Origin of the sequence: Psychromonas ossibalaenae ATCC BAA-1528 (assembly GCF_000381745.1) — a bacterium.
Classification (GTDB): domain Bacteria; phylum Pseudomonadota; class Gammaproteobacteria; order Enterobacterales; family Psychromonadaceae; genus Psychromonas; species Psychromonas ossibalaenae.
This window is the reverse complement of sequence record NZ_KB907033.1, coordinates 1-26102: the sequence shown is the minus strand read 5'-3', so window position 1 is coordinate 26102 and position 26102 is coordinate 1. Positions and strand designations below refer to the sequence as shown.

24 protein-coding genes are annotated in these 26102 nt (G+C 42.5%); 16 read left to right on the top strand and 8 right to left on the bottom strand.

Translation table 11 applies throughout. From position 1 onward, the window contains the following. Positions 1-211 precede the first annotated feature (211 nt). The gene (gene yqfB, locus G327_RS0121575; RefSeq protein ID WP_019616886.1) at positions 212-541 is read right to left on the bottom strand and encodes a N(4)-acetylcytidine aminohydrolase; all 330 of its coding nucleotides are present in this window, start codon (positions 539-541) and stop codon (positions 212-214) included. Positions 542-827: 286 nt separating this feature from the next. Between yqfB and G327_RS0121570 the strand changes: the two genes are divergently transcribed. From G327_RS0121570 to G327_RS0121550, 5 genes are all read left to right on the top strand, one after another. Then, entirely contained in the window at positions 828-1472 is a 645-nt protein-coding gene (locus G327_RS0121570) for a protein-L-isoaspartate(D-aspartate) O-methyltransferase (RefSeq protein ID WP_019616885.1), read from the top strand. Positions 1473-1550: 78 nt separating this feature from the next. After that, complete coding sequence (locus G327_RS0121565) at positions 1551-2483, top strand: LysR family transcriptional regulator (RefSeq protein WP_019616884.1); 933 nt, start codon at positions 1551-1553, stop codon at positions 2481-2483. A gap of 151 nt (positions 2484-2634) precedes the next feature. Then, positions 2635-3735: an adenosine deaminase family protein gene (locus G327_RS0121560; protein WP_019616883.1), complete on the top strand. Its 1101-nt coding sequence runs from the start codon at positions 2635-2637 to the stop codon at positions 3733-3735. Between the two features lie 39 nt (positions 3736-3774). Next, the gene (locus G327_RS0121555; protein ID WP_019616882.1) at positions 3775-5106 is read left to right on the top strand and encodes an NCS2 family permease; all 1332 of its coding nucleotides are present in this window, start codon (positions 3775-3777) and stop codon (positions 5104-5106) included. Positions 5107-5297: 191 nt separating this feature from the next. Further along, complete coding sequence (locus G327_RS0121550) at positions 5298-6173, top strand: EamA family transporter (protein ID WP_019616881.1); 876 nt, start codon at positions 5298-5300, stop codon at positions 6171-6173. A 107-nt stretch (positions 6174-6280) separates the two neighbouring features. Here G327_RS0121550 and G327_RS0121545 read toward each other — a convergent pair whose 3' ends face one another. Then, positions 6281-6523, bottom strand: a complete 243-nt coding sequence (locus tag G327_RS0121545) for a DUF2789 family protein (RefSeq protein WP_019616880.1) — start codon at positions 6521-6523, stop codon at positions 6281-6283. 488 nt (positions 6524-7011) lie between these two features. Between G327_RS0121545 and G327_RS0121540 the strand changes: the two genes are divergently transcribed. Continuing rightward, positions 7012-7254 carry a DUF6868 family protein gene (locus G327_RS0121540; RefSeq protein ID WP_019616879.1) on the top strand — a complete coding sequence of 81 codons (243 nt, stop codon included), beginning with the start codon at positions 7012-7014 and terminating at the stop codon, positions 7252-7254. A gap of 81 nt (positions 7255-7335) precedes the next feature. Here G327_RS0121540 and G327_RS0121535 read toward each other — a convergent pair whose 3' ends face one another. Both G327_RS0121535 and G327_RS0121530 read right to left on the bottom strand, forming a co-directional pair. Continuing rightward, the gene (locus G327_RS0121535; protein ID WP_019616878.1) at positions 7336-8466 is read right to left on the bottom strand and encodes a glycoside hydrolase family 18 protein; all 1131 of its coding nucleotides are present in this window, start codon (positions 8464-8466) and stop codon (positions 7336-7338) included. A 375-nt stretch (positions 8467-8841) separates the two neighbouring features. Then, positions 8842-9297, bottom strand: coding sequence for a pullulanase-associated domain-containing protein (locus G327_RS0121530; protein WP_019616877.1), 456 nt, complete (start codon positions 9295-9297; stop codon positions 8842-8844). 558 nt (positions 9298-9855) lie between these two features. On the opposite strand from G327_RS0121530, the gene G327_RS0121525 reads away from it, so the two are divergent. From G327_RS0121525 to G327_RS0121485, 9 genes are all read left to right on the top strand, one after another. Then, positions 9856-10503, top strand: coding sequence for a LysE family translocator (locus tag G327_RS0121525; RefSeq protein WP_019616876.1), 648 nt, complete (start codon positions 9856-9858; stop codon positions 10501-10503). Between the two features lie 227 nt (positions 10504-10730). Further along, the gene (locus G327_RS0121520) at positions 10731-12080 is read left to right on the top strand and encodes a BamA/TamA family outer membrane protein (protein ID WP_019616875.1); all 1350 of its coding nucleotides are present in this window, start codon (positions 10731-10733) and stop codon (positions 12078-12080) included. Positions 12081-12108: 28 nt separating this feature from the next. Then, a complete protein-coding gene (locus tag G327_RS0121515) occupies positions 12109-12792 on the top strand; it encodes an SDR family oxidoreductase (RefSeq protein WP_019616874.1) in 684 nt (227 codons plus the stop codon). Between the two features lie 539 nt (positions 12793-13331). Next, the gene (locus G327_RS0121510; RefSeq protein WP_019616873.1) at positions 13332-14720 is read left to right on the top strand and encodes a PTS sugar transporter subunit IIC; all 1389 of its coding nucleotides are present in this window, start codon (positions 13332-13334) and stop codon (positions 14718-14720) included. A gap of 54 nt (positions 14721-14774) precedes the next feature. Continuing rightward, complete coding sequence (locus G327_RS0121505; RefSeq protein WP_019616872.1) at positions 14775-15080, top strand: PTS sugar transporter subunit IIB; 306 nt, start codon at positions 14775-14777, stop codon at positions 15078-15080. Positions 15081-15181: 101 nt separating this feature from the next. Further along, positions 15182-16597 carry a glycoside hydrolase family 1 protein gene (locus G327_RS0121500; protein ID WP_019616871.1) on the top strand — a complete coding sequence of 472 codons (1416 nt, stop codon included), beginning with the start codon at positions 15182-15184 and terminating at the stop codon, positions 16595-16597. A gap of 29 nt (positions 16598-16626) precedes the next feature. Continuing rightward, positions 16627-17565, top strand: coding sequence for an ROK family protein (locus tag G327_RS0121495; protein WP_019616870.1), 939 nt, complete (start codon positions 16627-16629; stop codon positions 17563-17565). Positions 17566-17588: 23 nt separating this feature from the next. Next, a complete protein-coding gene (locus G327_RS0121490; RefSeq protein ID WP_019616869.1) occupies positions 17589-17912 on the top strand; it encodes a PTS lactose/cellobiose transporter subunit IIA in 324 nt (107 codons plus the stop codon). 344 nt (positions 17913-18256) lie between these two features. Next, positions 18257-19501: a carbohydrate porin gene (locus tag G327_RS0121485; protein ID WP_019616868.1), complete on the top strand. Its 1245-nt coding sequence runs from the start codon at positions 18257-18259 to the stop codon at positions 19499-19501. A gap of 125 nt (positions 19502-19626) precedes the next feature. Here G327_RS0121485 and G327_RS0121480 read toward each other — a convergent pair whose 3' ends face one another. From G327_RS0121480 to G327_RS0121460, 4 genes are all read right to left on the bottom strand, one after another. Beyond that, on the bottom strand, positions 19627-20637 hold the full coding sequence (locus tag G327_RS0121480; RefSeq protein ID WP_019616867.1) for a LacI family DNA-binding transcriptional regulator: 1011 nt from the start codon (positions 20635-20637) through the stop codon (positions 19627-19629). A gap of 46 nt (positions 20638-20683) precedes the next feature. After that, on the bottom strand, positions 20684-21718 hold the full coding sequence (locus G327_RS0121475) for a LacI family DNA-binding transcriptional regulator (RefSeq protein WP_019616866.1): 1035 nt from the start codon (positions 21716-21718) through the stop codon (positions 20684-20686). A gap of 375 nt (positions 21719-22093) precedes the next feature. Continuing rightward, a complete protein-coding gene (locus G327_RS0121465; protein WP_019616864.1) occupies positions 22094-23554 on the bottom strand; it encodes a di-heme oxidoreductase family protein in 1461 nt (486 codons plus the stop codon). 69 nt (positions 23555-23623) lie between these two features. Then, the gene (locus G327_RS0121460; protein WP_019616863.1) at positions 23624-24913 is read right to left on the bottom strand and encodes an imelysin family protein; all 1290 of its coding nucleotides are present in this window, start codon (positions 24911-24913) and stop codon (positions 23624-23626) included. Positions 24914-25046: 133 nt separating this feature from the next. Between G327_RS0121460 and G327_RS0121455 the strand changes: the two genes are divergently transcribed. Next, positions 25047-25922 (top strand): sterol desaturase family protein, encoded by an 876-nt coding sequence (locus tag G327_RS0121455; RefSeq protein ID WP_019616862.1) that lies wholly within the window; start codon positions 25047-25049, stop codon positions 25920-25922. Positions 25923-26102: the final 180 nt, after the last annotated feature.

The window sequence follows — 26102 nt, the reverse complement described above, 5'->3', positions numbered from 1 at the left end:
ATCAGTAACTAACTCAGGTGCTAATAGCTCGTTAAGGCCAGTAAATTCAGTGAAGTGATTAAGTGATACCTGGGAAAGTGCTGTTGATAGTTGCATAAAAAAATCCGATGTTTTGTGAACATCGGATTTTGATCTTATTCAGTTAAAAATCAATAGATTTTTCTTAACTGATCGGCATTAAGTCGTTGCCGCGGTTTTATATTTGTTCTGATTAGCTGTCTGCCAGCTTATAAGTCACCATATAAAGCTGTTTAATACCCGGGTAAATTTCCTGAATTAAGTCTTTTAATACCGGCAGGGTCATGTTTTCCTGCTCGGCATGAAACTGGTTTAAATCATTAAACAGCAGCGGCTCAACGGATAAAATGTCCAGGCTGCAGAATTCACGCTTCTCTTCTAAAGTAAATACTTTCACTCGGCTTCCCGGAACATAATCGCGTTCAGATTCATCGCGCAGTGTGATTGTTTTTTTACCGGCCAGGATATCTTCTTCAAAACGTGCGAAGAAGGTCATTTCTGTTGGAATAGTTTTGTCTGTCATTATTGTCTCTATCTAAGTAGTTGTTAACTGATATTTTCCAAACTATTTTAAGGTGCCTGTGCATCTTTGTTTATCACCTATTAAGCATAATAAAAATCAGTATCTTCCGTTGATTTTAAACAACAATTTTATCATCGGCAGAGTTTATAAACCATTGCCGGCAGGTGTTGTTTTTTGTCCTTTTGAAACTATTGTTGTATTGATCACTCTAAATTAATCAGGAAACTGAAAAGTTTTCATAACGGCGGTATGCAGCAGATTAATTAATATTTTTAAGCGAGATAATATGGACTATTCAACTCTTCGTGAATTAATGGTTATGCAGCAGATTAGTGCACGCGGAATCACTAATAAAGCGGTTTTATGCGCCATGAAGACCGTTCCCCGGCATCTGTTTGTCAGTCAACCGCTGATTGATGAAGCTTATGGTGATTTTCCGCTGCCGATTGGTTTAAATCAGACCATTTCACAGCCCTATATTGTTGCCTTAATGACCGAGCAGCTGCAGCTTCAGGCTGATCATAAAGTACTGGAAATAGGGACGGGCTGCGGTTATCAGACAGCTGTGCTGGCTGAAATAGTCGACCAGGTCTACACCATTGAGATAGTACCGGAGCTGGCTGAACGCGCACGGCAGACTCTAAAACGTCTTAACTATCACAATATACACAGCCGATGCGGAGATGGTTTAAATGACTGGTCAGAACAGGCGCCTTTTGACCGGATTATAGTAACAGCCGCTCCCGATATATTACCGCAGGCTCTGATTGAACAGCTGAGCATCGGCGGGCATATGGTTATTCCTATTGGTTCGCTGCAGCAGGTTTTATACCGTATTACCCGTCTGTCGGAAAACCAGATAGAAACACAGGTATTATCTCAAGTTAGATTCGTGACCATGACGGGTAAAATTCAAGAACGCGAGCTGTAGGGACGGGAGGATTTAGAGTCGGGTATATACTGCAGCTTTCCTGTATTATGTCATTCTTACTATTACTGAGATAAACAGATGAGCTTTGATACCAAGTGGCTGCAGGATTTTCTGATATTAGCTGAATTGAGGAACTTTTCTCGGGCGGCTGAAGCTCGGCATATTACGCAGCCGGCATTTGGGCGCCACATTCGTGCGCTTGAAAACAGCGTTGGACAAATATTAATTGACCGTTCCAAGACCCCTGTCTGTTTAACCCCTGCCGGACGTCAGTTCCGCACTGTTGCCAGGAATATCCTTGCGCAGATTGAAGATGGTCTGAAATTAATTAACGGCATAGAAAAACCTCTGCATAATCCTATTCGCATAGTAACGCCTCACGCACTATCTTCTCCTGCTTTGCTCGATCTTGTTGAGTATGCGGAGAACTCACAAGTACAGGCGCCGTTTTCTGTTGATATTCTGCGTGTTGATTTTGCTGTAGAAGCATTAACGCAGGGGGAGTGTGAGTTTTTGCTCGGTTTTGAAATGCTGCCTCTGCTGCAGCCGCCTTTTCAGAATTTATGTATCGGGCAGGGCAACTTTCTGCTGGTTAGCTGTGCAGATGCTTCGGGTAATAAAATGTTTCCCTGCGATGGAGGTGCAACGCCGATTATTCGTTATAGCCCGGAGTCATATAGTGCAAAATTAATTGAAAAGCACAATCCGCAGTTTGAAGCGCTTAATACTTATTCAGTTTTTGAATCTTCAATGTGCCAGATTCATAAAGAGATGGCACTGCGGGGTAAAGGTATTACCTGGGTTCCTGATATTCAGATCCGTGAAGAGCTGGCTGACGGCAGGCTGACTGCTATTGATGCGCAGCTCTACCGCATACCTTATCAGATTCGCCTTTACCGCAATTCAGCACCGCTTACTAAGGAAGCGCAAGAGTTATGGTTGTCTTTAGAGAATGCACTTAAGACGGGCTGGCAGTTGAGTCGCCCCTGGTGCGGCGGACAACCGGTTTAAATTTCAACCGTTAATGGCCGTTGAAACCCTTATTTATGTCACAAAATAACGACTGTCAGTGCCGATTCAGCATCGGCATTTCATTATCTGCATTTCACATTCACTACGCAGCACTGGATAGTGGCGCTTTATTTCTATTTAAGGGCCGACAGTGAACCGCCGCTCACTTACACTTAATGATTTTTATCACCAGTTTCCTAAAGCTGATCTGCATTACCATCTCCTTGGTGGTGTGCGCTTAGAAACTATGCTTTCCTTTGCCGAGAAATACGATGTTGAGTTGTCAGAACTTGAGGCGAAATGTTATTACCGTGCACATCAACATGAAACGGGCAAAATAAAAGGCGGTATTGAAGCGCTGACTTTTCTTTACCAGCTGATGCGTGAACCGCAGGATTATTACCGGGTGCTGACTGAAGTTGCTCAGGATGCTTATGCCTGCGGGGTTCGCTATATTGAAACTTTCTGGAATCCAAGTGATACGCTCATTTCTTACCATGCTGTGAATCAGGCGCTGGTTAAAGCGATTGATGATGTTGAGCTGGAAACGGGCATGGTGATACGTCTGATTCCGTCAATCAATCGAGAGAAGTCACCTGAACAGGCTGTAGAAATGGTTCGGGATATGCTGACCTATCCGCATGATTATGTATTAGGAATTGGTATTGATTATAAAGAGCATGATGCCCCTGTTGATCATTTCTGGAAAGCCTATCGTCTTGCATCCGATCATGGTTACCGCTTAACGGCGCACTGCTCAGAGTTTGGCCTGCACTGGCGTAATGTTGAGACCGGCATTGAGCTTATTCAGACAGATCGTATTGATCATGGATATACCATTGTTGATAACCCCGAGCTTATGCATAAATATGCGCAGAACGGAATACCATTTACGGTTATTCCATCAAATACCTATTATTTTAGGCAGTGGCCGGAACATAAAGACTGGTGTGAGAAGCATCCGATCCGCACTATGGCAAAAGCGGGTATGAATATCATCCCCTGCACCGATGACTGGCATATTCATAATACCACTAGTGCTAACTGTTACCGGGTAATGGTTGAAGATTTTGGATTTGATTTAGGCAGCCTGCGCCAGATGATGATCAACAGTATTCATGCCTGCTGGATGCCGGAAAAGATAAAACAGCAGTGGCTGCAGTCGTGGTGCAGCGAGTTTGATATGCTGCGTCAGACATTGACTGCAGAGCCTCAGATAGCTGCATCGCAGCTGATTGAATACCGTCGTTAAAGATAAATTTACTATTAAACAATATCTAAAGAGAACTTTATGAAATCTATTGCTTACAAAGAAAATTTTAGTCTAGCCGGCTGGTTTGATTTTAAAGGAAATAATACCAGTCTGGCGACTGAGGTGATCGCTGGATTCACAACCTTTGCGACGATGGCGTATATGATAGCAGTGGTACCCGGTATATTAAGTAAAGGCGGTTTAGATTTTGAAAGTGCATTTACGGTAACTATTTTAATGACAGTGGTTACTACCATTGCGATGGCTTTATATACCAATCGTCCTTTTGTTTTAGGCCCTGGGCTCGGTAGTGTAGCGATATTTTCGTTTACTCTTCTGGGTAATGATGTGCCGCTGAGTATTGCTGCTGGTATCGTTTTTATCAGCGGCATACTGTTTATGCTGGTTTCTTTTCTTGGTGTACGTGAGTTTGTGGTAAGAATCATTCCGCACAGTGTGAAAGTTTCCGTGGGGGTCGGCATCGGTCTGTTTATTGCGTTGCTCGGTTTCAAACAGGCGGGCATTATTATCGCGGATCCAAAAAAGAATGTATTGATTTTTGGTGATTTGGCTTCGCTGAATGTGATTATCGCTATTTTAGGCTTTTTTATTGTGCTGTTTTTTGTCTCTCGAAAAATCAGAGGCGGGATCATTTTATCCATTTTATTAACTACTATCATCGGGTTAATTTTAGGTATTACTTCTGTGCCGGAAAGCTTGGTCAGTAAACCCGGCAGCATTGACAGCATGTTTTTTAAACTCGATATTCTCGGCGCATTGAGCCCAGCTTATCTGCCGTTCTTATTAGCATTTTTTATTCCTGATTTTTTCTCAACACTGGGGGCAATGTTAGGCATAGGCGCGCAGGCGGGTTATCTGGATAAAGACGGCAACCTGCCGGGGATTGATAAAAACTTCCATGTAGACTCAAGCGCAACAACTTTCGGCGCACTGTTCTCATGTCCGGTGCTGACTACCTATGTGGAGAGTTCGGCAGGTGTTGAAGCAGGCGGGCGAACCGGTTTCACGGCACTGGTGACGGCAATGTGTTTTGCATTGACGCTGTTTTTAGCACCTCTGGCAGCTATGATTCCGACAGCGGCAACCGCGCCTGTATTGATGTATATCGGTATTGCGATGATGGGCTCGATGAAAAAAATTAACTACGATGATATTACCGAGTACCTGCCGGCATTTGTCTGTGTGGTGATGAGCGTATTCAGCTTTAATGCCGGTAACGGTATTGCGGCTGCTATGCTGGTTTATGCTTTTCTTAAGATAACCACCGGGCGTTATAAAGAAGATCACTGGTCGCTGTATCTAATTGCAGCTTCTATGATTTATTATTTTTATATTATTGCCGGGCACTAACCCCATTATTTATTAAAGTGCCCGTTTATGTGGGCACTTATCGATTTTTCTGATTCTTTCCTGTTTTTATTGTGCCGGCCTTATTTATTATTGAGAGTATTTATTATGCGGGATGCTGCTAGGTGATTATTAATCTTTTTCTTCTGTAGAATAGCGTCTATTTTTCAGTTGTTAACAATAGGTTATTTTATATGCCGTATTTATTTTCAGTGACCCTGTTATGGGCTTTTTCTTTTAGTTTAATTGGTGTTTATTTAGCGGGTCAGGTAGATCCGTGGTTTTCGGTATTGATGCGTATCGCTTTAGCGACGCTGGTTTTTCTGCCGTTCTTACGAATTCGTCAAGTTTCAGCGATGACAGCTTTGAAACTGATGGCGATCGGGGCGGTTCAATTAGGTCTGATGTATGTTTTTTATTATCAGTCTTTTTTGTTTCTGTCGGTACCGGAAGTGCTTCTGTTTACGGTCATGACTCCTATCTATGTCACCCTGATTAATGATGCCTGTGAAGGCTTGTTTCATCCGGACTTTATGTTAACCGCTTTACTGGCAACTGCCGGTGCCGCTGCTATTCGTTATAACGGGGTTGATGCGGGTTTCATAACGGGTTTCTTCCTGGTGCAGGCCGCTAATCTGTGTTTTGCGATCGGACAGGTAGCGTATAAACGTCTACTGGATAAGCGAGAGTTGAAACAACAGACTATTTTCGCCTGGTTTTTTATCGGCGCTCTAATTGTTGCTGCTCTTTGTTACGCTGTTTTTGGTAACAGTGAAAAACTTCCCGCTACCGGACTGCAGTGGAGCGTGCTGATTTACCTGGGAACTATTGCATCCGGGCTGGGCTATTTCGCCTGGAATAAAGGTGCGACGTTAGTGAATATCGGTGCACTGGCGGTGATGAATAATCTGCTTATTCCTGCGGGTATTGTAGTTAATTTACTAATTTGGAATCACGATGCGGATATTCAGCGCTTAATGGTCGGAGGAGCATTGATTGTTCTATCATTATTATTAAATCAATGGTTAGACAGGAAACGCAGATTAAATAAAAAGCGCCTGTCACTTTAAAAAGTGCAGTTCTTGTATCCCCAACAAATCTGACATTAGGTCAGCTTTGTTGGGGATAACCTTACGTGGGCATTGATTCTTTCAGCAAGATAAAAGTAACTGGGAGGTTAGTCTTCTCTAGCGCGCAGCATGGCATCTAACTGATCAACGACTTCTGCCCAGTCGGCATCTTCATTCTTGGCTTCTTTTAAAAAAGCTGCCTGTGATTCGCTCCAGAAACATGCATGATGCAGCTCTTCCGTTCTGAGAAAGGGGCCGTATTCAGTAATAAAGTCGAAAATATCCTGCTCAGAACTATCCAGACCTAATTGATCAAACAGCGAAGATAAAGGGTGATTCTGCATTTCCATTGTAACCTCTCATGAAACTTATCTTAAGGTGAAACCGCTAAATGATAGTGCGCCTGTGTTGCTATCAGCCTGAGCCTCAGGCAATTCGTCAATACTTCTTTTAATAATCTGCTTCTTAGAATATAGAACAGAAAAATGAGGCCTGCCGGTAGAGGTGAAATAACGTGAATCAAAATATTCATAACCAGGCATAACCAGGCTGTACTTATTGGTAACGCATAAGTTTTATTTACTTATACCAATTCCATTAATTAGCTGATCTATTTAGGCGTAAGGAAAAATGGATGAAAGTAAGGCATTGATTGCAGTAACTAGTTGTTCTAATTGCAAAATAAATAACGAAGCCAGCATTCATTTTAGCAAGCGTAAATGAATATATAATTAATGGATTTGGTATTATATTCACGTCCGAAAAAGTATGTATGTCTGCAGCAGAGAAACTATGATTTATACGAATGAGCTGCTGATTATGAAAAGGAAAAACAATAATGGCTACTGCATTGATCTGTGACTTTTTTGCCTGGTGTGCGCTGTTTAATATTATGTTTTTATTGTTCTGGGTAGTGTGGCTGGCACTGGCTCATGATTTTGTATATAGAGTACACTGCAGATGGTTGAAGCTGTCAGTAGAGAGATTCGATGCAATTCACTATGCAGGCATGCTGGTTTTTAAAATATGCATATTTGTCTTTAATATTGTGCCCTATATTGCATTACGAATAGTAGTATAGTGTCGCTTGTTAGATCTGTACTGTAGAAAATAAACAGCTCACCTGAAATGGAGAGCTGTTTTCATTATCGTTACTTTAAACTTATTGTGCTAATGGTAGACCATTAGTCTGACAATAGTTCATTATGCCGTTTTGGCTGACAAAGTTCTCAATCGTTGCGATGATTGAGAGTTCAGGATCTGAAGAATCTAATGCTGCTTCCCACATCATAACCCCCCCTAGAGCCTCATCCATAGCTAGTTTGGTTTTTTCTTGAATGAGTGGTAAACCATTGTAGTAGTTGATTTCACCTTCATGGATGAAGGTATCCTGACAAGCATTATCCGGGTGACCGTGTGGAGATCCGCCATTCTCTGGTGTTGCAGTGATAAAGCGGAAATCCTGCCAGCCTGGACGAGAGTATGCTGGTAATCCTAGTAGTACTTTCTTAGGATCTGCACCTCGCTCATGCACCCAGTAGTCGATAGCTGCTTCAGCATGCTCGTATGTAGAGTGGTTTTCAAACTCCATATCGTAAGCCATTAGATGGATGCTGTCTAAATCAACTAATACACTGTCTAAGTAAGCCGCGCCGTCACCATCGTCAGTTGGTTTGTCTTCTACACCGATAACCGCTGCTGTGTAGTATTTACCTTGAATATGCAGCTCATTTGCAAGTTCTCGAGTAAATAGTGCGTATTCGTCTGCATACTCAACACGCGGGTATTCCCAATCCATGTCGACACCATCAAGGTCGTACTCTTCAACAAGCTCCATGACGTTTTCGATAAAGGCAGCGCGGGCCTCATCATCACGTGCAACTGCTTCATAAACCGGATCAAAACTAGAGTCATGACGCCATCCGCCAAAGGCCATTAGTAGTCGTGCATCTGGGTTTTCTCTGCGGAATAGATCAACAACGTATTCAATATCTTCGATCTGCTCGTCATTAAATTCTTCTAGTTCACCATCGGCATTTTTAGTCGGGTTAGCGAAGGCAATAAGCACATCGGTGATAGCATCTACCTGCTGAGGCAGTACAGTACGCATACTATCGTAATATTCTGAACGTCCGATTGAAACGTAAACCATATTTCTGAATTCACTAATCAATTCTGGACCTGGAATATGCTCCGGCAGAATCAATTCTTCTTCAACATAAACTGTTTCAGTATTACATGCAGATAGTGTTAATGCACCGCATAACAAGCCGGCAATCTTGATCGCTTTCATTTTATTTCCTCGTGGTTTGTGTGGGTGGAAATCATACAATGCAGGTAATTTTCGGATAATGATAAAAGGTCAACTTTACACCTATAAAGTGGCGTTTACATATCTTCTAGACGCTCTTGAGTCAGTCAGATGGCGTTGTGTAACTGTTTGAAAGAAAAAGATAAACGCTAATTAGTTGTGATGTGGGTCCGAGTTATTAAGTGTCGGTTATTTACAGTTGAAAAGTGTGGTTTATGCACTTGCGTGAGGGTAAAAGATGTGGCGCAGATTTAAATCTACTGCTTGTAATGTCGAGAGAAGAGAGAGCTGTTGTTAAAATTTGCGGGCCAGATATTTCCTTTGCCTGTAAACGGCAAACCTGGCCCGCCATTCTATTTACATCGCTGGATCGGCTGCCAGTTCAGAGCTGCCTTCTGTAGTAAATACATCAACACCGAATGTCGCGCGGTCAAAAGAGTGGTCTAGACCGCCCAGGTCTTTTGAATCGCCGCGATGTACGATAAACTTGAAAGAATCCCAGTCAGCATCTTGTAAAGGTACTACATAGTAAGCTCCGTATTTCTCAGAAATGCCCGTTAGAGGGAATGCGAATCCCCAGCTGGTTTCTTGTGTTACGTCTCCGCTCCAAAGATGTAATCCCCAATCTTCATATTGGCCGTCGACACGTTTGTAATAGATAACTGCTTCAGTAGGACCTGGAGTGTATAAACCAGGAATGTTTGTACTTGCCTCTGCAACGGTTTCTGCACCTTCATTAGTTGTAGATGTAGTTGTTGTACAGCCTACTACTGCCATTGCCGCGATACCTGCGATTAAAAGTCTTAATTTCATAATTGAACCTCATAGTTTCTAGTTGTTTTTCTGCCGCTGCAAAGCTTCCGGCACAAGTTTATTATATTTATAGTATTAAGCAGGCAGATCCGTCTGTCCTCACTAGTATTTGATAGTTCATCTAAACGAGCATCTTGCCAACTTAGATTCGCTTAGATTAATGCAAATTTTAGAAGCTTACAAAACAAGCAGAGGCAATTTTCTGCAAATAGTGATCACAGTTTAGTTACAGATCTCATTATTTAAATATTCTAAACAACAAAGCTTTTGCCTTGTGTTAGTGGTAACGTTTACACTTTATCTTGTTGATTTTAAAACTTAAAATTTAGTTTTTTGGGTTCTGCTATATCAGGTCAGAGTTTTTATGTCATTTACATTTGCATTTCAAAGATTTATGAACACTCGATAGTAGATACATAAATATTGTTAGCTCTGAGGTTAAAAAATAAACTCTAAAAACGCGATGGTCATTTTAACAGCGTGGCTGTTTAATTTATTTTTGCTCAGGTTCTTTGTTATTGGTATAACTAAATAATTGATACATTAGGGGCAGAATGAATGCATATTTTGAATTTTGAAACGTTTTTGATTGCGATTACGCTGCTTACGTTAACACCTGGGCTTGATACCGCATTGGTGGTACGTAACAGCAGCCGCTCTGGTGGTATAGACGGCTGTATAACCAGCCTGGGGATCTGTTTAGGTTTATTTGTTCATGCTGTATTTTCAGCCGTGGGGATCTCCGCTATTTTGCTTCAGTCGGCCGAGTTTTTCCAGATTGTAAAGTGGATTGGGGCAGGTTATTTAATCTGGCTGGGTTTAAACAGTATTAAAGCTGCATTTAAAGGCATAAAGCGCATGGATACAGGTGTTCATCATACTGTTACCTTTAATGCTGGGCGCTCCATTCGCGAAGGTTTTTTATCCAATGTACTCAATCCCAAAACGGCTGTTTTTTACCTGGCATTTTTACCGCAGTTTATTGATCCCGCGCATTCTGCATTTATGCAGTCATTAACTATGGCTGCAGTTCATTTTGTGATTGCTATGCTCTGGCAGTGCGGTCTGGCTGGTGCCGTTAATTCTGCGAAAAAGCTGTTTCAAAGTGCATCTGCGATGGCCTGGATGGAAGGGCTTACCGGCACAGTTTTAATTTTATTAGCAGTCAAACTACTGAGCAGCGATCGACCGTCCGGAACATTATAATTTGTGCTCTCCTGCATTATAATTTTTTGATCTCTCTGTGCTTTTAACAGTTTGACAGTTGTTATACACCTGCATTTACTATTCTTATAACCTTCTATTTGTTAACATAGCTTCAAAAAGTTAATAAAAACAACTTCATTTTTTATATCACCTTATTTTTGTTCCTGATTTTCTTTACCTGATAGTTCATTTAGAGTTATCGGATGATATAAACAACTATAGACTTTATGAGTATTCATTTTATGCAGCGCTTGTTTAAACGATCTGCTATTTTTTTCTTTACTGTTTTTAGCATGATATTTGCGCAGTACTCAGCGACCGCTAGCGAGTATATTGTTGAAAAAGTTAATCCGTCAGGCACCAGGCAGAGAGACTGGGTTGTACTGCCTTACGCTTTCAGCTCCGAAAGTATGGGCTTTACTGCAGGTGCCGTAGGTATCTTCAGTGGTTTTATTCAGCCGCAGATGACTCTGGCCGCGACTGTATTTGCTGGTGAAGAGATGCCCGTTGAACATGCCTATTATAGTGACTCAGATACAGAGCGCGCCGTCGGCGGTATGCTGGCAGTCAGTGGTTATAACCCCTCTTTTTCTGAGCGGACTTTTATCAGTGCGATCGGTGTTCGCATGTATAACCCTAAGCAGCGTTTATACCTTGACGGCGGTCATGATACTAAACAGTTTGATGGTGATTATCAGCCCTTAGAGTCACAGGGTCATAATAACTGGGCTGATATCGATTTTCGTTATGTTCTTCCCTGGGGAGAGAGCACTAATACTGTGCTGCCGGTGATTAAGTCAAACCGTGGTATTGCCGTTAACCGCGATGATGCCGGTGGCGGGGCTCCCTTTAGTACCGGTCAGACTATTATCGGCACTGAGCTTTTTTATGCCAAATTATCTGCTGATAAGTTTGTGCAGGAGCCGTCATTAAACACTAATGGCATGCGTTTATATATTGAGCATGATAATACCGATTACCCAGCTAATCCTAGCCGGGGTTATCGTATAAACGGAAAAGTATCTGCAGATTTTGGACTCGGCAGCTCGACACAAAGCTGGAACGCAGTCGAACTGGATTACAGCCATTTTCTGGAAATAGATAATTTTTCCTGGACCCGTCAGCAGGTACTTGCATTTAATTTCTGGACGGCTTATTCCCCTTCCTGGGATAAGTCCGGCTCACTGCACGAAGGCGGTTTACTAGATAAAAACCAGACGCCGATGTGGGAAGGTGCCCGTTTAGGGGGACTGACGCGTATGCGGGCATATGACAGTAATCGTTTTAATGACAAAGCGGCTGTTTACGGAGCAGTCGAATACCGTATGATCCCGTCCTTTAATCCGATGAAAGATCAAGGCTGGAGTCCTTTTTCAATTGACTGGTTTCAAACTGTTTTATTTGTGGAGGCTGGGCGAGTTGCGGAGCAATATAAGCTGGGTACATTACTTTCTGATATGAAATATGATGTTGGTTTTAGTCTACGAGCATTAGCTGCTAATGTTCCCGTACGTTTTGATATTGCGGTTGGTGATGAAGGCACAGCGATGCAGGTCATGATTAATCAGCCATTTTAACAATATGCTGTTTAGAGGAAATATAAAAATGAGTTATCAAACGGTACTTATTACTGGTGCAACGAAAGGCCTGGGCCGGGCGCTTGTTTTGGACCTGTGTAACAAAGGTTATTTAGTTTTTGCCACCGGGCGCGATGAAATACAGCTGCAGGAGCTGATGTTAGAAACCGGCTGCTTAGGTAAGTGTTTTGATCTTAGCAGGGCGGATGATGTAGTTGAGCTTTTTTCGCAGGCAAAACAGGCACTCGGTAAGATAGATGTGCTGATTAATAATGCCGGAATGAACTCGCGAAAATGTGAGCTTGCGGATACAAACCTAGATGAATTTGAACTGCAGTACGCGGTTAATCTGCGTGCGCCGTATCTGCTTTGCCGTGAAGCAATGCAGCATATGCTGCCTGCTGAGAAGGGCTACATTATTAATATTATCAGTACGGTTGCTAAACGAAGTAATGCTTCGATGAGTATTTATACGGCAATGAAACAAGGATTTGCCGGATTGAACAATGTATTGATGAAAGAAGCGCAGCCGCATGGAATCAAAGTAACCGGTGTTTATCCCGGCGGTATCAATACTACATTTCGAGAGCAGGAGCGTGCGCAGTATATGAGTCCGCAAAGCGTTGCTGCAATGGTTAGTCAGCTATTAAGTAATCCGCAAGATGTGGTGGTACATGATCTGACCTTCAGACCTCCCGTTGAACTGGAATAACAGTTCTGCCGGAATTGAATTTATCTAGATTTACCTGTTAGACCTTCACGACTTGTTGATTTTTGCATCTTGAATGATAATGGGTATAAGTACAGTCGCCGCTTTAGCAATAGTTAACGGCTGCTGAAAATGCTCCCCCTTGAATGTTTATGTGTAGAAAGGGGAGTTATCTTATTAATGCCTGTCAGTTGGGTTTTATCTCTCCGTTATTTTTATAGTTTTACCTTCTTAATATCCTTTTTTCCGATACCTCAGTAAGACAGCTTTGTATTGGATCTACTTATGATCTTTTTTACTTACCCCTAAATGTTTATGATCGCCTCCATGGGTTCGTGTAACTAATTGTTATTTAAGGTTTTTCAATTAATTTCTGGTGTTCAGTTATTATTTATTAAATATCGATTAGAAATTATATTGTGATCCTATGCACATTATTACCGAGAACAACTGTAACCGGTTTCTGAAACCGGTTACAGTTGGTCCATGTTATGAATAATTACCAACACAAATAATTTTGTTAATTTAACTAGGGGTAAAGAATGAGTACGCAAACTGCAGATAAAAAAGCTGCTTTTATGGCCAAGCTGGATGCTGTTCTGGCTGTAGTATTAAAAGTTGTTAATTCAAAATCTATCGTTGCCATAAAAGAAGGTTTTATGCTGACTATGCCGCTGACCATTATCGGATCAGTCTTCCTGTTATTAGCTTTTATTCCTATTGACGGCTACGGCGATTTTATGACCGGTATTTTCGGTGCAGAATGGTCAACACCGTTATTCCAGGTAGTCGGAGCAACATTTGACATTCTGGCATTGATTGGTGCTTTTGGTATTGCTTATACCTATGTTAAATACGAAGGGCATGTCGGGACTAACGCCGGTGTATTAGCGGTTGTTTCTCTGCTGATTGTCAGTAATGGTTTTGTTATGGCGCCGGACGGAATAACTAAAGTCGGCGGCGTAATACCCAAGGAATATTTAGGTGGTAAAGGTATGATCGCCGCTATTATTATCGGTTTAGTGGTGGGTAAAATTTATGCCATGGCACTTAATCGAAACTGGGTTATTAAACTGCCGGACAGTGTGCCTGAAGGTGTTGCTAATGCATTTAAATCGCTAATTCCCGGCTTTCTTATTATCTCACTGGCATTCCTTACTTTTATCTTCTTTAACGCCGGATTTGATCAGACCTTTATTGAAACTATTTACACTATTTTACAGACGCCGCTGCAGAATATGTCCGATTCATTCTGGGGAGCATTGAGTATTGCTCTATTGATTTCACTTCTCTGGTGGTGTGGTGTTCACGGTCCGGTTATTGTTATGGGGATTATGGGGCCGATTGTAACTGCAAATGGTCTACATAATCAGGCGCTAATAAATGCTGGTGAAACACTTGTTGCCGGCGGCAATGCAAAAATAGTAACTAATCAGTTTGTGGATCAATTCCTGACCGTCGGGGGATCAGGTCTGACATTTGGTTTAGTCTGCTGCATGGTTATGTTTGCCCGTTCAGCGCAGATGAAGCAGCTGGGACGTTTATCATTTGTTCCGGGGATTTTTAACATTAATGAACCGGTTATTTTTGCCACCCCGATTATCTTTAATCCGATTATGTTTATCCCGTTTGTTCTGGCGCCTGCACTATCTGTTTGTATGGTTTATGCTGCGGTTAACATGGGTATTGTTGGGCCATTCTCAGCCATTCAGGTGCCGTGGACAACACCTATTGTGTTAAGCGGCTTTATTGTCGGCGGCTGGACAGCTGCAGTACTGCAGGTTGGTGTTTTGATAATGACAATTTGTGTCTACTTCCCGTTCTTTAAATATCAGGATAAGTTAAACGCTGCTGAAGAACATCAGGCAAAAAGGCAGGAAGAACAAAGACAGCAGGAAGAACAGTCAGGCGCTCAGCCGGTGACTAGTTAAGTGAATAAAAAGTGATTCAGAAAATATATTAATTAAAACAAGCGAGAAATTATTATGAAAAAGATTTTATTGTTATGTGCAGCGGGTATGTCAACGTCGATGGTGGTTAAAAAAATGCGCGAAAGTGCACAGCAGAAAGGCTTAGATGTCCATATTGAAGCACACGGTGTTGAAACTATTCAGGAATATTTAAGTGAATATGATCTGTTCCTGTTAGGCCCGCAGATTCGCTTTAAGAAAGCTGAACTGCAGAAGCTGGCAGACCCGCAAGGCAAGCGTGTTGAGGTTATCGATATGATGGACTACGGCATGATGAAAGGAGAAAAAATTCTGCAGGACGCATTAAAGATGCTGGCTTAACAGCTGCAGGTGCCGTCCGGACAGAGTCTCAGTTCAGGCGGCAATAAATTTGTTTTAATAACAGCCGTTAAAACGGCGATAATATCTACAAGGGTTAATAGATGAAGTTTGCAAATGATTTTTTATTCGGTGCCGCCAGTGCTGCTTATCAGGTAGAAGGTGCTTGGGATCAAGACGGTAAAGGGCCTACCAACTGGGATGAATTTACAAAAATTCCAGGTAAAACCTTTGAAGGTACAAACGGAGATGTAGCGGTTGATCATTATAATCGTTACAAAGAAGACATCGCATTAATGGCTGAAATGGGTCTTGAGTCTTACCGCTTTTCTATTTCATGGGCACGTATTTTCCCGAATGGCAGCGGCGAAATTAATCAAAAAGGTATCGACTTTTATAATAACTTAATTGATGAATGTTTGAAGTACGGTATTGTTCCTTTTGTTACTTTATATCACTGGGATCTGCCTCTACCGTTGGAAAAAGAAGGTGCATGGTTAAATAAAAATACGGCGGATGCATATGTTGAATACGCGAAACTTTGTTTTAACGAGTTTGGGGATCGGGTTAAGAACTTCATTACATTTAATGAAACCGTGGTATTTGCGGCATTAGGTTATATGTCAGGCGCACATCCACCGGGTATTCAGAACGATCCGAAGAAATATTTCCAAGTAACTCATAATGTGTTTTATGCTCATGCGCGTACCATTATCGAGTATAAAAAGCTGAATCAGTTCGGAGAAATAGGCTTAAGTCATGTATTTTCGCCGGCATTTGCAGTTGATGATTCACCTGCAAATGAGTTTGCAGCTGAACATGCTAATCAGTTTGGCGTAAATTGGTTCTATGACCCGATTCTTAAGGGTGAATACCCAGAATATGTGGTTAAACAATTAGAAGAAAGCGGCCTGCTGCCGGACTGGACATTAGAAGAGCTGGCAGTGATTAAGCAAGCCGCTCCGCTAAATGATTTTATGGGTCTTAATTATTATCAGCCGATGCGTGTTGAGAAGATTGAGCAGCCGGTTGAACAGGTGGAACATTCACTAGAAAACTCTACAGGTTCACCGGGTAATCCTAGTTTTGATCATGTTTTTAGAACGGTCAAAATGGATGATAAAAAATACACTAAATGGGACTGGGAGATTTCTCCAACAGGTTTTGTTGACGGTTTGGTTATGCTCAAGGACCAGTACGGACAAATCAAACTTTACATTACAGAGAACGGCTTAGGTGATGAAGATCCGATTATCGAAGGTGCAGTTTGTGATATTCCGCGAATTAACTTCCTTAATGATCATTTGTGTGCAGTGAAAGAAGCGATTGATCGCGGCGTGCATATTAAAGGATTTTACTCATGGTCTGCGATTGATTTATTAAGCTGGTTAAACGGTTATAAGAAACAGTACGGCTTTATTTATGTTGATCATCAAAATGGTCTAGCACGTAAGAAGAAAGCATCATTCCATTGGTACAAAGAGATTATTGACACTCGCGGTGAGAGCTTAGCACGTTAAATCAACCTTAATAGATAGTAGTAAACAGCATGAAATATTACTTAGCTTTTGATATCGGCGGCACCAATATAAAATTTGGTGTACTGGATGACAACGCCAATATTTTAGAAAAGGGTAAAGTCAGCACAACCGCCTGCGGTGAAAGTATCATTGCAAATATTGTTAAGATTAAAGAAAAATACGGCGCTTTGTATGACTTAAAGGGCGTTGCTTTCTCTATGCCGGGATTTGTTAACGTCGATAGCGGCTATCTGCAGACTGCAGGTGCGATTGATGACTTTTACGGCATTAACTTTAAGCAGATGATAGCCGAAAAACTGTCTCTGCCCGTTGAGTTGGAAAATGATGTCAATTGTGTTGCGCTTGCCGAGAAATGGCGCGGAAATGCGCAGGATACGGCTAATTTTATCTGCATCACTATCGGCACCGGAATTGGCGGAGCGATCTGCATTAATAACCAGTTGTGTAGAGGACATAATTATATGGCCGGTGAGTTTGGCTTTATGATGTTAGACAATGTGTTCACCTCTAACGATAAACAAAATGCCAGTATGAGCTTTTGTGCATCGGTGAAAGAAGGACTGCGTCGAAGGTATTGCGATGCCGAAGGTATTCTGGATATTGATGAAATCTCTGGTGAAGATATTTATCGTTTAGCTGAGAATGGAAATGAAACAGCGAAAAGCGTTATTGAGCATTTTTATCAGAGTATTGCATTGGGTTTATATAACTTAACTTTTATTTTAAATCCGCAAAAAATTATTATTGGCGGTGCGATTAGTGAACGTTATGAAATTTTTCCGGAAATAAAGAGAAAATTTCAAGAAATTATTGATTCTCAAAATGCGATTCAGCAGTTCACTGTTAATGATTTTGTCAGCATAGAAAGCAGCCGCTTTAATAATGATTCCGGCATTATCGGTGCTGTTTACCATTATTTAACCATGACAGAGAGTCGTCATTCATAATATAAAAATTTAAGGCAGAGAAGATGATTTCAGGTGAAGAACTAGAAAGTACAGTAATGGAACTGATTATTAACGCTGGTGAGTCAAAGTCCTGTGCGATGGAAGCGCTGCAGGCGGCCAAAGCAGGGAAATGGGATGAAGTAGATGGTTTTCTAGCACAATCGCTGCAGGCATCGAAACGAGCTCATAAAGTACAGACTGCACTGATAGGTCTCGATGAGGGAGAGGGGAAAGTACCGGTTAATCTAATCATGGTGCATGCCCAGGACCATATTATGACCGCCATGCTGGCTAAAGATATGATCGAAGAGATGATCGACATCCATCGGCTCATTCAAGGGAAATAACAGCAGACTGTTTAAGTAAATGGTCCGTTTTAACCAGCATAAAAGATCAGATACTTTTTCAAACATTTTAGTAAGTATTCGGAGCCTGTATCGACAGGTATACGGCTCCGTTTTTTAACAGCCATATTTTTCGGTTGTTAAGGCACCATATTTATTCGTATCGAAAATTCGATCCGCGAGGGAATTTTTACGCGAAAAATTCAAGTTTTTGGCGTGAATTTTGTTGAAAACGTTGTTTTTTTAAACGAATTTGACATGCATAAAAGCGGGGAAGGCAGACTTTGGCAAGAAGTCAGGCACCTCTGACAATAATATTTTTACTCATGTTTAATAAAGGAAGAAAGATGAAATTTAAATTACTACCAACAGCAGCTGCTTTAGTCGCTGTTTTCTCTGCAGCATCCGCTTCAGCTGAGGTTATTAATGCAGATTTACAAAAACAGGTTGAAGACAAGCAGCCTATTGTATTGACGCCTGAAACTGTCGTGCCTGAAGGCATTGTGTTCTCTGGTTATGCCCGTTACGGTGCGCATTATTCAGATGATCTCTATGAATTTGTCAGTGCTGAGGGCCAGCTAGCGGGCAATGCTGCCGGTCGTTTAGGTAATGAAGGCAACGGCGGTGAGTTCCAGTTTGCTAAAGGTTTTCAATCTGACGACGGCGCTATCTGGGATGTGGTTGTGATGCTGGAACACTGGGGGGATGAGATAGGTCTGAAAAAATTCTACGCAGGTGTGACAAATATTTTTGAATCTCAGCCTAATGCTTACTTATGGGCCGGCCGAGATTTTCACCAGCGTTACCAGCATGCTCTTAACGATCATTACTGGATGACTCACGACGGGCAGGGCGCGGGTATTTATAACCTGGAGTTCGGCGGTCTTAAATTTGACATTTCTGCGGTGGCGCAGGTTGAAGGCAGTTCCCCTGCTGACAGCGGTAACTATGCCGTAACATCAAAGCTGCACGGCATGGATTTCAGTGATTCTCTATCATTAAGCCTGCTTGCTAACTATGGTTTTGCTAGTGACCAGTATGATGAAAACGGTAATAAAACAGATGTAGAAAATGATACTGCTTATCAGGTAGCCGCTGTATTAGACAATACCTGGTCAAAGGGTTCGAATCAGTTTGTTGTGCGTTATTCAGATAACTCGGATGCTTCGGTATTTACTAAAACGGCTGATCAGACCGCCATCTATACAGGTCTAACGGGTAGTGTGAATTTCTCTGAGAATGTAGTGGTTGAGTATTTAGGTGCTTACCATAACTTGAGTAATGCTCAGGATAATTCACAAGACCGCACTAACTACAGCGCGATAGTCAGACCTATGTACAACTGGAACAGTGTGCACTCAACATGGCTGGAAGCGGGTTATTCACTGGTAGATTACGATAATGATGCTGAAAACAGCGCCTGGAAAGTGACACTTTCACAGAATATCAGCATCAATGCTTTTGATGGTGCGCGTCCTATGCTGCGTTTTTATGCAATGGTAGGCGAAGCGGATAATCAGGTAACTTCAACAAGCTATGAAGCAAAGCAGGATACGTTTGCTCTTGGTGCAATGTTTGAGTCCTGGTGGTAAAAAAGCCTATTAATGAGGTTAATCATTAACAGGCTTCAGAATTGATGCCGGCGGGTTTAGTTTGGCGACCGAGCCGTCAGCATCACAGGTGATTATAGCAAAAAACTGTTCTTGTTTGAGCGGTTTTATTTTTTCCGTAGATAAGCGGTTGAATCACGAACAATAAGTTTACCGCGAAACTCTTTAGTCCCTGCTTGTACTTTTTGGCCGTCAGCCAGCGCCAGTGCTGTTTTTATTGCGCTGTCCGTGATTGCCTCTATCGGCAGTTCAACAGTAGATAACGGCGGCGTTAAAAAGGCAGAAGCGGCTTCATTATCAATGGATATGACTGAAATATCATCAGGAATTTTCAATCCTGCTTCTGTCAATGCTTTCATCGCGCCGATTGCCATATTGTCATTACAGGCAAAAAGCGCACTGAAGGGGGCACCTGTGAGCAGTATTTTCTGACAGGCCTGATAACCGCTTTCAATCGTATTGCCGCCTTCGGCAATCAGTGCCGGATTGGTCGGGATATGGTGTTGCGCAATGCAGTCCTGGTAACCCTGTAAACGCAGAAGGCCGGTTGGCGAGTCAAGCGGGGAAGTAATACAGGCAATCTGTTTATGGTTCATGTCCAGTAACTGATTTACCGCCAGCTGAGTCGCATGCAGCTGATCAAAGCACACAGCATAGCAGGATTTATCCTGTAACTGCCGGTTGATCATAACGATAGGAATAGAAATTCTTTGTTTAAGGGCTATAAAGTCCTGCTCGGACATATGACGGCTGTATAAAACAATGACATCGCAGCGCCGCGCAACCAGTGAGTCAACGGCTTCGATCTCAAGCAGTGGATCATTGTGACCGTCAGTAACAAGCAGCTGTTTACCTGCCTGCTCTGCCAGCATAGCCGCTTGTTTTAATAATGCGCCGAAGTAATTACCGTGAAAGGTTGAAACTATCAGACCGATACTGTTCGAGCTGTTACTCGCTAATGCCTGCGCTAGACTGTTGGGTTTAAAATTCAACTGCTCCATCGCATCAAAAACCACCTTGCGGGTTGATTCTTTTACCTGCCCGGTACGATTAATAACACGGGATACCGTCGCTTTCGATACGCCGGCTAATTTACAAACATCATTTATTGTTGCCATAACTTCCCTTTACTTAACCCGGCTTACTGCCGGATAGATAAATTCCTTAAAATTTCGCCAGGATACTTTCCAAAGGGCTAGTGATAATCGCCGTGGAATCCCGGACAATAAGCTCTCCGCGAAATTCCCGGGTGCCCGCTGTAACTTCTTTACCCGCTGCCAGCTGCAGCGCTAGTTTCATTGCCTTATCTGTGATGGCGGCAATCGGCAGCTCAACGGTTGATAAAGCGGGGGTGATAAATGCAGAGATCGGCTCATTATCAATAGCAATAACGGATACATCCAGGGGAATTCTCAGCCCGGCTTCCGTTAATGCTTTCATTGCTCCGATAGCCATATCATCATTAAAAGCAAACAGTGCGCTAAACGCAGTTCCAGTCGCCAGAATATTACGGCAGGCCGCATAACCGCTGTCAATGGTGTAGTTACCTTCAGCAATCAAGTCCCGATTTAACGATATATTATGCTCATTAAGCGCATCCTGATAGGCTTTAAAACGCAGCTGTTTGGTATCTGAATTAAATGCCGAGGTGATGCAGGCTATGCGGGTATGATTCATCGCCAGTAACTGCCTGACTGCAAGTCCGGCGGCATGCTCCTGATCAAAACAAACTGCCGGGTAGGAGTGCTCGGGCATTTTGCGGTTGATAACAACAATCGGTGTAGAGATACGCTGTTTAAGATCGATAAAATCCTGCTGTGAGAGTTTACGGCTGTACAGCACAATGACATCGCAGCGCCGGTCAACCAGAGAGTTGATTGCTTCTATTTCACGCGGAGCATCATTGTGACCGTCTGTCACAATTAACTGCTTACCAGCCTGCTCAGCCGCTTGTGCGGCTTGTTTTAATAACATGCCGAAATAGTTACCGTCAAAATCAGAAATGATAAGACCGATACTGTTGGAACTGTTGCTTGCTAACGCTTGCGCTAAGCTGTTCGGTTTAAAATTTAACTGCTTCATCGCATCAAAGACAGTTTTCCTGGTCGACTCTTTAACCTGTCCTGTTCCGTTAATCGCTCTGGAAACGGTCGCCTTTGATACGCCGGATAATTTGCAGACATCAGTGATAGTTGCCATAAATAGTGCTCTTTAAGCCCGCCGGGCAGTATATTTCTTAATATTAATCCCCGAGACAGACAAACAGGGAAGTGTTTTTATTAAATTATTTCGTAATAGTAAACCGCCTGCAGCTGTGCTTTATATTTTTACAGCAGATAAACAGCATCAGTCTGTCGAGATTAATACACAATAATGTTACCGGTTACTGTAACCGGTAACATTATTGTATCCATTATCACTTAATTTGTATCTAATTTTTACAAAATGATTTATATGGCACTTTAACAGTTTGATTTTAAATGTGAAAATTTTTTTTGTTTTTAAATAAGAAGCATCCATACTTATCTCTAAGTTTGGATGCTGTAGTTTTTATCCGCTAAAGATTAATGGCGTTTATAAATCCTGCAGAAAGGCCAATAGAGCAGAACGTTTATCTGAATCTATTTTTAACAGAGCATTTTTACTTTTTTGTGCTTCTCCACCGTGCCACAACAGGGCTTCTAAAATCGTTCTAGCTCTGCCGTCATGCAGAAAAGACGCCTGCGGATCAACTGTCTTGGCCAGACCGATTCCCCACAGAGGCGGGGTGCGCCATTCGTTTGCCTGAGCTAAGAACTCCACCTTGAGTTTGCCGTTTACACTTTGGCTGCGCTTATCAAAATCACTAAGATCTTTACCCATGTCGTGCAGCAGCATATCGGTATAGGGATAAATTTTCTGCTCCGAAAGTTCTGGAAATTCAACACTTTTTTGGGTTGTATAAGTTTCACTATGACATTGAGCACAGCCAAGTTCCATGAAAACCTGCTTTCCCTGTAATACCTTTTGCGAATAAGCATTACGGCGTTTCGGTACTGCTAAATGATGTGAATAGAAAGCCACTTTATCCAGCACCTTAGTGGAGACTTCATAACCGGCATCGGGGTTAACCATATCACCATTACCATTTTTAGCATTAAGGCAGGCGCTCTGATGCGGCAGACAGTTCTGTTCTGAAAAGAAGTCACTGCTGATGCCCATGTCGCCTAAAAAGGCGCCTGCTGCCTGCTGCTTTAATGTCGGTTGACCTGCCTTCCAGCCGAAACGCCCTAAAGTGACCCGCTGATCCTGAATTGACCAGACCTGATTCGCTTTACCGGAAATACCGTTATTGTCGCTGTCGCTAATATCTTGTCGGGCTAAGATCTGTTTTTCATCGATCAAAGCGAGCAGACCTAAACCTATCATAGGCGGGGCAATACGGGCTGATAATACGCTGTCGTCATCAATTTCGCATCCGTTTGCGCTGACATGCCAGATCGGCCTGCGCAGTTCCTGTGTAACACCGTCGGCAAAAGTAACGGTTTGATACTGATAACTGACCTGCTGAACTGCCTCTGGACGGATACCGAAATTAGCCTGGTGCTGCAGTTGACCGCCGATACAGGTATCACCAACATTAGCCAGCAGTGATTTATCGATTTTTAGCTGCTGGGTTTCACTTATGCTGCTTTTTGAAACACGCAGCAGCATAGTTGAAAAGTCTGAACCGCGCTGCCCGTTCGGTGCTGCTGATGCATGTCCGCGGCCGTCACGGACATGGCAGTCCTGACAGGCATTATTATTAAATAATGGACCAAGTCCGTCCTGCGAACTGACAGAGCCGGCACTTTGTGCCCAGGGCTCTTCAAAGAACTTGTTGCCGCCGTTGAACTTTAAAATGTTTTTTATATTTTTCATATTCGCCGAATGCTGCGAAAAAGCCGAAGCTTTAGTGCTGTTAACACTGGTTTCACCAGCGGACAGGTGCTGCTTCTGATCTAATGCACAACTTGCCGTTGAGATCAGCGATAATAAAAGAAATAGTTTGTTCATAATTTAGCCGCCTGGAAAAGCAAAAAAGACAGCCGCGGCTGTCTGTAGAAAAGTGTTTATAGAAATTGATTAATCACCTGAACCGTCAAGGGTTAACGCCTGCAGTGATAATAATTCCTGCAGGTCGTCAAAAGAGCTTTGCAATGAGACTAACTGATAAACGGCGCTGACTGCGGCTGTTCTTTCCAACGCATTTTCTTTCTGACCGATGATCTGATCAAAACGGATTGGATTTTTGTTTTTCTCGCCGGCATTAAAAACAATTTTCATGTTTTTCTCTATGCTGTTGAAAGCTTTATCAAAGTCATTATAAAGTGCCGGGCTTTGCTGATTGATGTAATCTGCAATACTTGCGCCGCTGATTATCTGTCCGTCAGTTTTTTCATAACCGCCGTAAAATGCGTTACGGATGCCCTGAAAATTGTAATAGACGGCAACGTGGCTTAAATCACTGAAACAGTCATGCTCCTGCTCTGGATCTAACCCTTCGAGACCTTCGTTCATACGTGCTGATGCTAATTCATCCGTAGCCATGTTTTTCATGGCAAATATAATCTGGCGGACGGCGTCGCTGGAATGATAAAAGTTATAAGCCAGTGTGCCTTTTGTTGTGCTGGAGACCGGGCTCCACTCATTACTCATCACCGTTAAATCAGTGATCAGCAGCTGTACTGCCGCCTGTAAATAATCTCGGCGGCGGTCACAGTTAGCAGCGCTGCATTTACCGCTGCTGTCTGTTTGGAAATCATTAACATCTCGGACACCTGCTCCGGCTTTTGTACCGTTTAAATCCTGTCCCCAAAGCAGAAATTCAACCGCATGAAACCCAGTTGTTACATTTGCTTCGCCGCCGACGCCGTTTTGTGCGATTAAATAATCGATGCTGATCGGCGCTGCATTTTTCTGGTTGATAATACCGGCATTTTTATTACCCTGGACATAATCAATGGCCTGCTCATCTAAGGGCCAGGCATTCACTTGACCTTCCCACTGATCAACACTGGCAGGGCCGCCGTCTTTATCAAGGCCTGCTGTTAGGGTGATATCTGTATCCCAGCGCATAATTTCTGACTGCTGATAAGGAATACGGGCATTTTTGTAGGCTTCTTTTGCTGCTGCTAAGGTTTTATTTGTTGGATTGGCTAATAACTCCTGCACAGATTTATGCAGTGTTTGTGCACTGCTTAATGAGTCATCATAAGCGGCCTGAGCCATTCCTATGTAATTGTTTTTTATCTGGTTTTCGCTGACGGCTTCGGCAGCCGGAAGCTTATGGACACTGTGGTCAGCAAAAGAGGCAAATGCCGCCGCTGCTGACAGAGAGAGTAGAGCTGCAGAAAATATTTTTTTAGTTAACATTAAAAGTTCATCCTTGTTGATTTATGTCATTGCACAAATGAGAGTTATTTGTATTCGCGAATGATATTGATTACTATTTGCAAAATCAAGTGTTTTAATATGACTTTTATAATAATATTTATGAGGGCGGGTTTTGTTCGAATGGATTGAAACTGCAGCGGGATCGCTGTTTTTTATTTTTGATGCACAGAAACGTATTTACTGGCTGTACCTGCTCAGTAGTCTGATCCTGGCTGTTTGTATTAAAGACAGGCAGCTTTTTGCCCCTAGCTTGTGGTTAAACTGCTCAAGTAAAATGGATCTTATCTGGCTGATTATTAATCAGTGTTTAACAAAACTGCTGATCCTGCCGTTATTTACCCTGCAGGTCAGTCTGGCTTTAGCGGTTAAACACGGTTTAAGTGAGTTATTCGGAAGCGGGAATTTTTTCTTGATCAAGGATCTGTTTTTATCATGTTTATTTGCTTTGCTGTTATTTGTGGGACACGATTTCAGCAAGTTTCTGGTGCATCTTCTGTTTCATAAAATCACTTTTCTATGGCGCTTTCATGCCGTTCACCATAGTGCATCCACTATGACACCGTTAACACTGTACCGTATTCATCCTGTTGAGCTGCTTGTTAATACGCTGCGAAGTTTAACGACGGCTTCTCTGATCAGCGGCCTGTTCATCTATCTGTTTAAAAACAATATCAGTGTTTTTGATCTGCTTGGTGTGAATCTGTTTGTGTTTATATTTAACCTCTGCGGCAGTAATTTACGTCATAGCCCTGTGTGGTTAGGTTTCGGAAAATGGGAACGGTTGTTTATCAGCCCGGCGCAGCATCAGATACATCATAGTGCCCGGAGCAGGCATTTTGATAAAAATTTCGGTTCGGCGCTGTCGATATGGGATGGCTGGTTTGAAACACTAATGCTAAGTAAAAATGAGCAGGTTGAGTCCTTTGGGCTAGATCAAAGCAGAGTTAACAGACAAAGCTTTAAACAGCAGTGGCTGGGAGTCAGGTAAAGCGGATTACAGCTAGATAAGTGATTTGACCGTTAAGATCAATGCACTTAAAGCACACAGAAGCAGTGTTAAGGTTTTGATTTGATGCTTGTTAATGCGATCTACCAGCTTACCTGATAGTAGACGCCAAGAATCCTTGAATAGCCGGAGCGGCAGTCAGGTCAGCGCTTTACAGCTCAA